Here is a 12766-nt window from a genome sequence, read left to right as displayed (position 1 = left end):
TGAATCAATACCCTCTAACGTGTATGGTGCTACGTGCTTACTGAAAGTAATACCAGTTTGTCTACACCGTAGTCTAACCCTGTTATTGTTGACATCTAGTTTAACGATACTAAGTTTTAACCTAGCATCTACTAGTTTTTTTTCTAATTTACTTTGGTTACTGTTGTACACCATATTCTCTTAAACCATTGTGGAATAAGAGTTATGGGTTAACCCAAATTTAACCCGGTAGCGTCACTAGGTTTTATGCCAAAGTGATTAAAACCATTGATAAATCATTATGTACGCCTGCCTTACAAGCAGGATGTCACTGGTTCGAGTCCAGTACTACCCATAATACCGTTTATACTTACTCTTTTAATACTGTTTAAGGTAAACCATTAATCAGCAAAGTGACATTGTAGCGGTTTTTATATTTACCCTGCTGGGTGACTTGGTTGGTAACTTGATATTGATTTTGACACCAATGTTGAGTGTTGAGAAATTCTAGGTAAAAGGTTGTACCATCATCGCGGCTGAGTTCCATTTAGGTGGTTGAGGATGGTTCTAAATTCCGTGTCGCTAAGTTGGATACCGTTATGTTTTTCCAGTTGGGTTTTTAAATTGGCTTTCAGGTCTTCCCCATTGCGAAAGGTAACGGGTTTATAGCCTAATTTTTGTTAGGTGTTCAATTAGTTGTTGTTCTAGTTCAGCTTCAGATTGAGTCATGTTACTCTAGTTGAGAATTTTCTTAATGCCATCGAGAAAAATTTGAAAACTACGAGACTTGTTATCAGTCAAAGATAAATAAGGTGCGATCGCTTTGGAGTGAGTACCCGGATAATATTCTGTAACTAACTTTCTGAGGTCTGTTTTCGCGGAGTTGAGTTGATCAGGATTACGAAACTTTTTTTTTATTTTGCTGTTGACTCAAACTTTCGGGTTTTAGTCCATAAGCTTTTTCAACTGCGACCAAATCACCCAAAAACCAAGATTCGAGTTCATGACATATGATTCGGATCAGTATATTTTGGTTTCCTGCATTTTGACAAATTTCTAAAAGTTCTGATTTGAGCTTTTTACAGTCATGGGAATCTTGATCATGAACAATGATAAATTGTGTTTCAGCGTTACATTGAAAAGCTTTTATCTTTTTGGGAATTGATTTACAAAGGTCTTGTTTACCTTGATGGGAGATACAAATATAACTAATATGGTCAGGAATTAATTTTGGCAGAATAATTTCTAGTACAGTTTTCATAGAACGTTCTTCCAGTAAAAAAATCAAGTCATAGCTCATGAGGGTGCAACTCCTTCAAACCAGCCTTGATTCCAGAGATATCCGGGTAAATCTCCCGCTTTTACTAAGTTGTTCAGGTTTTCATTATCGCTGGCTCGAAAAATTTTGGTAATTCCTTGTTCTTTTCTCAACCAAAAAATACTTTCTAGGGTAACAGCATTAAGAAAGTCAGGAGAGTGGGTAGAGACAAATACTTGTCCGCCCCTGTGGGCATAACTGTCAAATTCTTCGGCGAGTTCGTGAAGTAAACTAGGATAAAGTTGGTTTTCTGGTTCTTCGACGCATAGTAAAGGATGGGGTTTGGGATCGAAAAGCAGAATTAAATAAGCAAACATTTTCATTGTGCCATCAGAAACATAGCGATCTATAAAGGGATCTTTAAAAGCTTGATCTTGAAACTTGAGAATTAATCTACCGTCTTCTGTTTCTTTTGCTTCTACCTTGGAAATGCCAGGTACTCGTTCTTGCATTTTTCTGAGTATGGTTTGGAATATATCAGGATGGTTTTGATAAATATATTGGGCAACAAGCGCCATATTGTCACCTGTGGGGGAGAGATGTTCAGCATAAAGGGCATCTTTGCTACCTCTGGCATCGCTGATATGGAAGTCGGAAACGTGCCAATTTTCAATTAGTGAACGGAAAGCACTAGCAGCTTTAAAACGTTGAAATTGCCCCAGTCCTTTAATTGCCAAAATATCATTGGATTCAAGTTGTTGTTCTTCCCGTTCTAGTTCTGCCTTAGTTTGGTTAAAGTTTTCTTCGTTGGTGATGGCGTATCCTTTACCGTTTGCGAAGTCGAGGAAGTGATAGGGAGAACCATATTCACCACGTTTGTACTTGAGAATTTCTCTTTTAATTAAGGGTCGTTTTTCTTCTTGTCCAATATGTAAAATATAGGTAACTAGGCGCTCTGTCTTTAGAATTTTCAGGCTGAATTTTAGTTCTATTTCTATGTCTTCTTGTTCTTTGCCTCTAGTGACGACTTCATTAAATCCACCCCGGATCTGAAGGGCTTGACGAATATTATTTTTTAAGGCATCACGGAGAAAACCAAAAATATCAAATAGGGTAGATTTACCAGTACCATTAGCTCCGATGATCACGCAAAATCTGGGAATATGATTAATTTCTAGAGATTCAAAGGCTCGATAATTTTTAATTTTTATAGAAACAATTTTCATAATTAATATCTGCCTTATAATTTTTTTTTTATTTTTCTACAATCTGATCAATCTAGCAGCAAGTAAGCTGGAGTTGTTGAATTTTTTGAATGGCTATTTCTAGAATGAGCATATTGATTAATTGGATAGCAGGTAATTAGGTAATACTTTCATTATTCCCCATTCTCTGGTTCAAGATTTAAACCGCGATAGATTTGTTCAAAGGGAAAGTTAAGATTAATGCTTTTAAGTTGGATGGTGTCACCTGGTTTGTAGTTGATAATTAACCAGTCTCCAGCCTCGTTTTTATGATAAAGGTCAATTTCCATGCTGATGGAACTGACTAAGAGATAATCTATTAAAGCTGGGTTATTTTGATACATTCTAAATTTACCACCCCTGTCATAAGCTTCGGTATTTTTTGATAAAACTTCAACTATTAAGCAAGGGTAGGTAATATATTGGCTCGTGGTTTTGTCCCGTTCGTCGCAGGTGACGCTAACATCAGGGTAGATGTAGTTATTAGTACCAACAATATTAACTCTGAGGTCTGAAGTTGCAGTTTCGCAGTTAGTCCCCTCTAAATGATTACTAAACAATGTGATCAATCTGGCAGCAAGTAAGCTATGGTTTTTACTACCCCCCGTCATGGCATAGATACCCAAAGGATAAACTTTACCGTTGATCAGCTCGTGTTTTTCTAGTTGCTGTTCTTCCCATGCAAAGTATTCTTCAGGGGTGAGGTGGGGCGTGTTTTCTTTAGCCGCGATCATTTTCCTTGGGTAATTGGTAATACTCTTATTGTATCATGTTTCTTGTTCCCTAACTTTTAGTTGGACAAGAAATAACCTGTACTTCGCTGATTTTGGATAATTGCTTATCATTTGTAATTAACACTGCTGCATACTACCAAGCACTGGCAAGAATAACAGCATCAGGCATCTTTAAGCTATATTTTCGCCGTAATTGAATCGTTTTTTTTCGGCAATAGTTGCATCTAGGGATACTTCTGTAAGAGTTTTTAGAGTTGAGTGAATTAAATTTTCTTCCTGCAAAGATAAACCCTTGAAAGATAAAATCTCAATAGCTGTGATCACAGAATAACCTATCTTACCATTGGGGATGGGTTGGGTTAATTCTTGATTGAATAATGAGATGAAAATATTAGTATCAATGAGATAATCTAGTTTCATCCCACTCACTCCTAATTTGTTGTTGCCAAGCTGAAGCATTAACTCCTTGAAAAGCTGTAATTTTCCCTGAGAGTTGGTTAATGGGATGCTCTGAAGTATGCTCAGGATGAGATTGACCATCAACTGGTTGACTATGGAGTTTTTGACTTAGATATTCCAAAATCTCCTGTTGTTCTGTTGAAGATAATTGTTCAAGTAAACTAAATACCTGTTCTTTGGTAATTTGTAAGTTTAGCATTGCTTAAATCTCCATATCTTCTATTGAGTAATTGGTAATACTCTTATTGTATCATTTTTCCTGTTCCCTTCTTAAAATGATGAACCCAATAAACTCTCTTATTTCCTAACGCCTCACCTGTTACAGGATCTTTATGAAAAATTCCTTTTCCATGTGACCTTATTCCAATCTCTTTATAGATTGTTTCAGGTTTAACATCTACAGGATTAACATAGCGTACTAAAAAATAATCAGTTCTATCTGTGTCCCCATTGCCGTCAAACCCAGGGAATCTTAGCTCAGAGACTTTTTTTCTTTAACTTCTTACTCATTACCTAAGTCCCCATTTCCCGATACTGCAAACGGATTGATAATTGTTAATTGATTCTCAATCAATAATCCATTTTGCATATCTTCCGAATATAAAACCTTAGCCTGAGACTTTAAAGCAGTAGCAATAACAAGACTATCCCAATAAGAAAAAGAATATTTATCTCTTAATTGACAAGCTTCTTTGATTTCAATTGTTGTCAGGTTGACAATTTCACACTGTTCTTCAAACTCCTCAACTAACTCTAAAATATTGTGTTCAGAAATTACCGTTTTTCGTTTAAGTACAGCACAAGTTTCAGTAATAACTTGAGTGCTAACTATAATACTGCGATCAACAGCTTGAGTTAAATTAATAGCTATACTTCTTTTTAATTCCTGCACTTGAGGATCTACTTTTGGATCATGCAGAAACCGATACAGCCAAATATTAGAATCAATAAACTTTTTATTCATAAAATTATTCATGAATATCATCCCTTGACAAATCACGCCAACCCACCGCAGTTAAAGGATTTTCCGCAAGACGATCCATCAAACGAGAAGCTTTAGGCTTAATGATTACCTCAATTAAATTGTCACCAACCATACTGATATATTCATCAGGAATAATAATTTTTCCTTGTTCTACTTTGGCAGTAAATTGAATTGTTGTATTCATTGAATAAATCTCCTAACTTAGTGCTATTAATTATTTTATCAAAAAATTATCAATAAAATCAGTAATTTCCTGATAAAAAACCTGCCCCTTTTCCCTGCTACTACTTGCAGTCACCACTAACCTTAAAGTTTCCACTAAAGAACTGATCACAGCATCACAAACCAAATCAAAAAGCCTACTTAAATCATTTTGGTTTTGTTGTCCATAAGCCAAAGCATTAATATAATCATTGCGAATTTGATTATTAATCACCACAATAGGATAACCCGCACGAATTAACAATAAATTCATTAATAATCTAGCCGTTCTGCCATTCCCATCTCGAAAAGGATGGATCGAAACAAACCGATAATGAGCCGTTGTAGCATATTCCACCGGATGGAGTGTTAAAGCAACATTTGAATTAAGCCAAATTACAAAATCTGTCATTAATTGAGACAGTAAATAATGGGGAGGATAAATATAATTTGTTCCTGCTGCCATCACATCTAATTGCCGATAACAACCCGCTTCATTGGGGTTAATTTTACTCAGAATTAAATTATGAATTTGTTTAATTTCCCATTCATGGATTTCTGTGTTTTTTTGTGCTAAACTTTCAATATAATCAATTGCCTCCTTATGTCCAATTACCTCCAAATGTTCATCCAGAGTCTTACCACCAATAGTAATTCCCTTGGTTAACACTAACTCGGTTTCACTTTGAGTTAAAGTATTTCCCTCAATGGCATTAGAATTATAAGTAAAACGAACATCATACAACTTTTTGAGTTCTGTGATAATTGTTTGATCAAATGGTCTAAAGTCATCTAACCAAGATTTTAACTTGTCTATTTGCTCTAATTTAACTTGATAATTCATACTCACATAGTTATTAATTACAGCAGTTAAACAAAAATCTTTTTTTTCACTTAAACCAATAATCTGATCAATAAACCTTTGATAAAGTTGAGAATAAGATACTAGCATAGGGTAATTGGTAATTGGTAATTGGCTAGTTGCAATTAAAAATAAACCCCAAGCAATAATCCCGAAACTCATCAGCGTTCATCTTCCCCCGCAACGAGTCAGCAATGTTCCAAAGCTGGGTTTCTAACTTTTTCTTGTGTTCGTTTTGTCCGTTTTGTCTGTTCATCATTCTTCGTACTGGGCGATCGCTGGCGGCATTGCCAAGAAGTGGTATCTAAGCCAAGTATATGGTAACACACAACGCGATCGCTTGATATTTCCCTGAGATACTCCATAAGCTAGAGAAAGTTGCAGCAAAGCATTAGCAAATTAGCGCACAGCCAGCCAAAAATGTACCCCTCCCCTTGCAGGGAGAGGTTTGCAGAACCGCTAAATTATTGGAGTCTGCTCACGCCAGTTGACTGATTAGTTTATACTAACACAGGCTCCGATTTTACCCCGGTAGCAGTATTGGCATCAGATGCAGTACAGTAAATTTCACAAGAGTTATTGGGACTTTCAATCAACTTGATTTTGTACAGACTAGCTCCCAATTGCTGAACAGGCGATCGCAATAAATTACTAATATATAGAGCGATATTTTCAGCAGTGGGTACAACGTCTGCAAAAAAGGCAACATCCTTGTTCAAAAACGTGTGATCAAATGGTTCCAATACATAATCTTTAATCACCTGATGTAAATCACCCAAATCTACAATCATCCCTGTACGCGGATCAATTTCTCCTTTTACAGTAACTTCTAGATGGTAATTATGTCCGTGACCATGAGGACGGGCGCATTTACCATAAATTTGGCAGTTTTCCTCATTACTAAGTTGAGGATGAGCCAACCGATGGGCTGCGCTAAAGTGAGTACTGATGCTGAAGTATGCTTCCATGTCGTTTCCCATATAATCCGCCCAACATTCAGGATGTTCAAATAACTGTACACGCACGAGGGGTAAGTGAGGTGCTAAACGCTGCCAAATCACCCGTGCAATGTTTTCTGTAGTAGGTAGAGTTTCTTGAAATTCTGCCCACACATCATTGAGGTAATAATGGTCTAGTTGGCTGGTGACTTCCCGATTAATTACGTGTTTCACATCAGACAAGTTGATTACCATGCCATATTTATCCAAATCTCCAGCCATAGAGATAAATAAAACATAGTTGTGTCCATGTTCTCTCGAACAAACACCAAACTTCTCAATATTCTCCGCTTCACTTAGTTCTGGTAACCAATAGTAATGGATAGCCGAAAACTCAGCCCGGCGATTGACAATACATTGCATGAGTATAGTAGGGACAAAAATTTTTTAAACTTTCACCACTTTCAGCATAAACCAATTTTAGCCGTGGTGATTTACTTCCTGGTGTAATCTGGCAGCTATACGGAATAATTCTTGTCCTGTGTGCAAATAATGCTCATCGTAGCTTAAGGGAAAGTAAGCTAATTCTTCCACTCCATCAGCTACTTGACTAAGACTGTGGTATATATAAGCAGCCACTTGAGCTAAACTAGGAGGGTTCGGTAAAGAACGAAAAGTAAATTGGGCTTGTTTCAAATCTTCTCGACAACTATTTAAGTATTCTGCAAATTCTTCTAACAATTCATCATCAAAAGGGTCAGCAGCTAATTGCTCAATTTGACCCGCTAAAGAATTAAGAATATTGTCAAGTAGTTTGCTGACCGGTTGATAAACTAAGCGTAACCATTCTTCAACCTGTTCATCAGCATCTCGTCCGGTTTGTCTGGGTGTTTGATAACGTTTTTGATAACCACTATTGAGCTTTTGAGATTGTTGTTGCAAGTGTTGGTCATATTGCAGACGATTTTCATAATCTCCTAACACTTCATAAGCTGCATTGATGCGAATAATCTCTTCCTTATCTGCTGTTTCCTCATTGCTGTCCGGGTGAAACAACTTAACCAAGCGGCGATAAGATTGCTTAATCTCCGCTTGGGTAGCATTGGCGTTAACTTTGAGGGTTTCGTAGTGATTAGAAACGTGTTTAGAATCGACCATTGATTTCATGTAACGTTTAGCTGATGCTAGAAGCTACTTTATTTTCCAAATCCTGAAACAAAGGTGTACTTAAATATCTTTCCCCAAAACTGGGCTGAATCACCACTATTAAGCGTCCTTTATTTTCCGGACGTTGGGCTACACCAACAGCAGCACATAAAGCAGCACCACTGGAAATACCAGATAGCAACCCTTCCTCTCTGGCTAAACGCCGACCATAAATAATCGCTTCTTCATCGGTGACAGTAATCACTTCATCAATCAGTTTTACTTTCAGGACTTGAGGTACAAACCCTGCACCAATACCCTGGATTTTGTGGGGTCCTGGTGATCCTCCCGATAACACTGGGCTATTACTTGGTTCTACCGCGATCGCCTTAAAGCTGGGTTTCCTAGCCTTAATAGTTTCTGCCACACCTGTAATTGTACCACCAGTACCCACACCTGCCACGATCATATCCACCTGTCCATCAGTATCTGCCCAAATTTCCTCTGCTGTAGTGTTCCGATGCACTTGAGCATTGGCGGGATTGCGGAACTGTTGCAACATATAACTATGCGGCGTAGTGTCAACTATTTCCTGAGCGCGGCGAATTGCCCCACTCATCCCTTCAATTCCCGGCGTTAATTCTAATTCTGCCCCATAAGCCCGCAACATTGCCCTGCGTTCCCCGCTCATGGTTTCTGGCATAGTCAAAATTAACCGATAACCCTTAGCAGCGGCGGCCATAGCCAGAGCAATACCTGTATTTCCTGATGTGGGTTCCACCAATACAGTTTTTCCTGGAATAATCAATTTTTCTGCTTCTGCGGCATTGATCATACTTACCCCAATGCGGTCTTTAACTGATGCCGATGGGTTCATACTTTCCAATTTCACCACTATTTGCGCCACACATCCTTCCGCTTGGGGGATGCGGTTTAACTGTATTAATGGTGTACGACCAACAAGTTCTGTAATATTACGGGCAATCTTCATAATTATTCCTTATTTATTTTCTTATTTATCACAACTCAAACGCTAACAATACTTAGGATTAAATGTAGTACATAATATCCAATTGCCGACGAGAATCTCTTTTTTCACAAAGATCCTGGAGTGTGTATTTTTGTAAAACTAAGTTTGCTGCTTGACAAGCTTCTTGCCAGACTTCTTTGATCACAGAAATATCTATACTTTTGCTGTTGCTGTTTTCCTCACAACTTTGCAAATCTAGCCCTTCCAAACATTTTAAAACATCTAATATTGTGATTTCCCAAGGTTCACGGGCTAAAAAATACCCCCCTTTGGAACCCCGTTGACTCTTGACTATACCTCCCCGCCTTAAAGTAGCCAGTAGCTGTTCTAAATAGCGATCGGGTAGGTTTTGTTGGGTAGCCATTTGCCGAATTTGCATTGGTTCGCCGCTTTGATAATGAGTCGCCATCTCAACAAGGGCGAGAATGGCGTATTCTGATTTACAGGATAGTTCCACAAGCAACATGAGTTAGGGATCAAGAAAAGTTCTTCACTTTTCTAGTATACTCCGGTTCTCCACTGGGGTTTGTCAATCACTATCATTGACCGAAAAAAAGCCCCATACCGGGGCAAAGTTAAGTTTAATTGACAATCATTTGAAAATATCCAACTTTCAACACTCTAGAAAGTGAAAGTTGTTCTCAGAGTACCGATAAACGCATCCTCGTTGCTTTCATTCTGACCAGGATTAGTTACCCAAATCACCCCAGGAGTAACGGAGACGTTATCAGAAAGGCGATACTTATAGAAGCCTTCCACTTGGTAGGGAACTTTATTAGAACCAGGAACTATACCGCGTGAATAAGGTTGAGCGCCTGCAAAAATACCCAACACGTTACCTCTCTTACCAAAGTCAGGTAAGGCTACCCCAACCCCGTAACTCCAAATATCTTTGTCATCACCTATACCAAAACCTGTAACATCGGTATAGGACACAAAGCCGCTCACTGACAGTTTATCACTGGGTCTAAAGGCAGCTGAAACACCGTAGGAGTTACTAGAAGATGGGTTAGGTAGGGGATTGCTGATGCTAGTACCCACAACAGGGCTAGTGACTGAACCTGCGTCAAATAGCTGACTGTTTGCCCCATGATAGCCATGAACGTAAGTAGCAGCCAACGCCAAGCGATCGCCCAAACTAAAGTTTAACTGTCCTAAAGCCGCATAGTTACCATTGAATACACCAGAGCCAGCACGTGGATTATTAGGTTCAGATCCCAAATAACCTACAGTCAGTGAACTAGGTCTGAGGATACCACCGCCTTTACCAAAGGGCAAAGTAAAGCCAATACCAGCACCACCACCAATTCTATAGATGGGACTTTCCGAAGCGAACACAGATAAAGCACCATTACCACCATCGTAACCCTCAAAATAAGGATTATTAGTAGTGGCAACGTAATCACTATGAATACCGCCGGTGGCTGCAATGTAAACTTGCGCTGGTCCAACGGGAACGTAGTAAGACAGCCAGTCTATAATTACATTGTTGTTCCCGGTGTTACCAAGGTTAAAAGTTTGAATACCTTCAGCCCCTGGAGTACCCAAATTCAATGTTCCGGCGTTACCAGATGCTAGACGGGTGTGTAACAGGTCTCTACCAGTGAAGCTACTTTGCAAATCTAAACGGACTCGGTTTTGCAATACAGTATTATTGTTGTCGCCTGCTGTATCGCCAAAGGCATCAGTGAGAGCAAAAATTGCTTCACCAACCAGCTTAGTAGTAGTAGAGAATTGATTGGCTTCCAATTCAGATGTCCGAGCTTCTACGGAATCCACACGACCGCGTAGAGTTGCCAATTCTGCCGAAAATTCTTCTTGTAAACGTTGTAAGGTAGCTAAATCTTGTCTGGTCACCATATCAGCTGTTGCTGTGGCGATCAACTCATTCACTCTATCTAAACAAGCATTTAAACCAGCAGCAAATTCGTAACGAGTCAGAGCGCGATTACCGCGATAAGTTCCATTTGGGTAACCAGCAATACAACCGTAGCGCTCAACTAAAGACTGCAACGCCTGGAATGCCCAATCTGTAGGTTGTACATCGGAAAATTGAGAAACCGATGTTACTTGAGACAAAGTAGTATTTTGTCTGCCCTCATTACTGTAGGTCTTAACCTGGTTAAGAACATTGCTGTCATTGGTTGCTTGAGCAAAAACTTCTGGCTGCTGAACAACTTCAGTAGCGGTTTGTTGTTCACCAGATGACATTTCTGTCGTGGTACTTGGAGCAGCCATTGCTGTGGTTGAAACTAGCAATGTTGCACCTAAAACAGCCGGGCTAACCACCAGGGATTTCCACACCATATTAGACATTTTCACTTTTTCCTCACACCTTATATAGATAATTGTCGCTGCACTTACTCTCAATGATTCAACAACTGTTGAACTTTTTTCATGAGCCATAGTTGCCAATACCACAATTTTAGTTATTGCCAAGTTAATAACCTGTTAACTTAACAACTGAAAGTTAAACTTAGTGGAATTAACTAAAGCAAAAACCTAACCCGATAACTCACTATTATAAAACATTTCAAGTATATGGCAACATATGAGCGATCGCTTCACGACATACACAATCATCATAAATAAACCAGACGTAACCGAGAGTTGATATGTTCCCGGTCTGTCTGAATGAACAGGGAACAGGGTTTTACCTTTATTCAGCCAGCCCCAATTAGGGTTTTTTGCACTAAAAACCTTTATGACAGTTGAGAAATTATCTCAGCTAACTCAAAATCTTTTTGAGTTAACCCACCTGCATCATGTGTTGTCAGAGTTATCTTAACCTTGTTATAAGAAATTTCTATGTCTGGATGATGTCCTAAAGATTCAGCAGGTTCTACTAGCTGATTGACAAATTCCATAGCAGTAATAAAATCCTTAAATTTGCGAGTAGTATGCAGCTTAGAACCCTCCACAGTCCAACCTGACAAACGGATGGCCTGTGTGTTAATTTCTGCATCAGTCAGTAGTTGCGCCATATCAAAAAATTCCTATTTATATCCTTGTTAATTTCGTACAGTAGGTAAGATGCCCCCAGTACCATATTTTTATCATTATTTTTATGATTATTTTTATCATTTCTATTTGCGATCGCACGCGCCTTTAAAAAATAGTTATTAATAATACAGACTTACACAAATTATTTTTCTCAAAAACCTAGGATAACCTACGCAACTGTTCCTCAAAGATTTTCAACCCATTTTTTAGATAAAAAACTATCCGCTCCGACTTAGATCAGGTGACCTAACATCAGAGCGGTCTAGCGGGTCTTCAGATTGCAACCAGACTGCCGGAAGGAACTCCGATTTTTAGCCTAGCTACTAGAGTTAACTTAGTCTCTCAAAGTGACCAAGGCTAACCTTTAGAGAACAGCCCCGGCGCACAGCCGGCTAACTGCAACCTGACGACCCATGGGTTTACTACTTTCTATCATGGGCATCACCTCCTTGTTGCCTAAGCGGTCTCAGTTTCAAAAGGACAGAGCATTTTGCTCCGGGTTATTAACCTGAAAATAATATAACACAGAAATTTTATTTTTGTCAACAAAAATAAACCCCCGTCACAAGACGGGGGGCGAATGAAAAATGAGAAATGAGATTTAAATCTTAGAGAGCGTTACCACGTGGTAGAACTTCCTCTGGGAACACAAATTGTTTGTGAGGCTGATCTTGAGGAGCCATCCAAGCACGGATACCCTCATTCAACAAAATGTTTTTGGTATAGAATGTTTCAAACTCTGGATCTTCAGCAGCCCGCAATTCTTGGGATACGAAGTCATAAGCACGCAGGTTCAGCGCCAAACCCACAACCCCAACTGATGCCATCCATAACCCTGTTACAGGCACAAACAGCATAAAGAAGTGTAACCAACGTTTGTTAGAGAATGCAATCCCGAAAATCTGAGACCAGAAACGGTTTGCTGTC

At 38.9% G+C, this 12766-nt stretch carries 17 protein-coding genes and 1 pseudogene; all 18 read right to left on the bottom strand.

What is annotated here, in order from left to right; all coding sequences use genetic code 11:
- Positions 1–367 precede the first annotated feature (367 nt).
- A complete protein-coding gene (locus NWP17_RS12720) occupies positions 368–526 on the bottom strand; it encodes a type I restriction endonuclease (protein ID WP_280655265.1) in 159 nt (52 codons plus the stop codon).
- A gap of 351 nt (positions 527–877) precedes the next feature.
- Positions 878–1279 carry a DUF4276 family protein gene (locus NWP17_RS12715; RefSeq protein ID WP_280655264.1) on the bottom strand — a complete coding sequence of 134 codons (402 nt, stop codon included), beginning with the start codon at positions 1277–1279 and terminating at the stop codon, positions 878–880.
- A complete protein-coding gene (locus tag NWP17_RS12710) occupies positions 1276–2463 on the bottom strand; it encodes an AAA family ATPase (protein ID WP_280655263.1) in 1188 nt (395 codons plus the stop codon). Before NWP17_RS12710 ends, NWP17_RS12715 begins: the two co-directional genes overlap by 4 nt.
- 152 nt (positions 2464–2615) lie before the next feature.
- Positions 2616–3215, bottom strand: a complete 600-nt coding sequence (locus tag NWP17_RS12705; RefSeq protein WP_280655262.1) for a Uma2 family endonuclease — start codon at positions 3213–3215, stop codon at positions 2616–2618.
- Positions 3216–3386: 171 nt separating this feature from the next.
- On the bottom strand, positions 3387–3635 hold the full coding sequence (locus NWP17_RS12700) for a PIN domain-containing protein (protein WP_280655261.1): 249 nt from the start codon (positions 3633–3635) through the stop codon (positions 3387–3389).
- Complete coding sequence (locus NWP17_RS12695) at positions 3613–3873, bottom strand: hypothetical protein (RefSeq protein WP_280655260.1); 261 nt, start codon at positions 3871–3873, stop codon at positions 3613–3615. Before NWP17_RS12695 ends, NWP17_RS12700 begins: the two co-directional genes overlap by 23 nt.
- Before the next feature lie 303 nt (positions 3874–4176).
- Positions 4177–4650, bottom strand: coding sequence for a PIN domain-containing protein (locus tag NWP17_RS12690; RefSeq protein ID WP_280655259.1), 474 nt, complete (start codon positions 4648–4650; stop codon positions 4177–4179).
- Positions 4643–4843: a hypothetical protein gene (locus NWP17_RS12685; protein WP_280655258.1), complete on the bottom strand. Its 201-nt coding sequence runs from the start codon at positions 4841–4843 to the stop codon at positions 4643–4645. The genes NWP17_RS12690 and NWP17_RS12685 overlap by 8 nt, the downstream gene beginning before the upstream one ends.
- A gap of 30 nt (positions 4844–4873) precedes the next feature.
- The gene (locus NWP17_RS12680) at positions 4874–5812 is read right to left on the bottom strand and encodes a Fic family protein (RefSeq protein ID WP_280655257.1); all 939 of its coding nucleotides are present in this window, start codon (positions 5810–5812) and stop codon (positions 4874–4876) included.
- A gap of 25 nt (positions 5813–5837) precedes the next feature.
- Complete coding sequence (locus NWP17_RS12675; protein WP_280655267.1) at positions 5838–5978, bottom strand: type I restriction-modification system subunit M N-terminal domain-containing protein; 141 nt, start codon at positions 5976–5978, stop codon at positions 5838–5840.
- Positions 5978–6109, bottom strand: a complete 132-nt coding sequence (locus NWP17_RS12670) for a hypothetical protein (protein ID WP_280655256.1) — start codon at positions 6107–6109, stop codon at positions 5978–5980. The genes NWP17_RS12675 and NWP17_RS12670 overlap by 1 nt, the downstream gene beginning before the upstream one ends.
- 113 nt (positions 6110–6222) lie before the next feature.
- Positions 6223–7083, bottom strand: coding sequence for a 6-carboxytetrahydropterin synthase (locus NWP17_RS12665; protein ID WP_280655255.1), 861 nt, complete (start codon positions 7081–7083; stop codon positions 6223–6225).
- 57 nt (positions 7084–7140) lie between these two features.
- On the bottom strand, positions 7141–7818 hold the full coding sequence (locus tag NWP17_RS12660; RefSeq protein ID WP_280655254.1) for a J domain-containing protein: 678 nt from the start codon (positions 7816–7818) through the stop codon (positions 7141–7143).
- Positions 7819–7834: 16 nt separating this feature from the next.
- Entirely contained in the window at positions 7835–8797 is a 963-nt protein-coding gene (gene cysK / locus NWP17_RS12655; RefSeq protein ID WP_280655253.1) for a cysteine synthase A, read from the bottom strand.
- Between the two features lie 58 nt (positions 8798–8855).
- Entirely contained in the window at positions 8856–9293 is a 438-nt protein-coding gene (locus NWP17_RS12650) for an RrF2 family transcriptional regulator (protein WP_280655266.1), read from the bottom strand.
- A 164-nt stretch (positions 9294–9457) separates the two neighbouring features.
- A complete protein-coding gene (locus NWP17_RS12645; protein ID WP_280655252.1) occupies positions 9458–11152 on the bottom strand; it encodes an iron uptake porin in 1695 nt (564 codons plus the stop codon).
- Positions 11153–11538: 386 nt separating this feature from the next.
- Positions 11539–11820 carry a 4a-hydroxytetrahydrobiopterin dehydratase gene (locus tag NWP17_RS12640; protein WP_280655251.1) on the bottom strand — a complete coding sequence of 94 codons (282 nt, stop codon included), beginning with the start codon at positions 11818–11820 and terminating at the stop codon, positions 11539–11541.
- Between the two features lie 627 nt (positions 11821–12447).
- Positions 12448–12766: pseudogene (locus NWP17_RS12635) on the bottom strand (photosystem II D2 protein (photosystem q(a) protein)); the annotation flags it as partial.

The sequence above is a fragment of the Chrysosporum bergii ANA360D genome, from assembly GCF_029891735.1.
Taxonomy (GTDB): Bacteria; Cyanobacteriota; Cyanobacteriia; order Cyanobacteriales; family Nostocaceae; genus Umezakia; species Umezakia bergii.
Note: the sequence above shows the minus strand (reverse complement) of the source record. Positions and strands in the feature narration are given on the sequence as shown.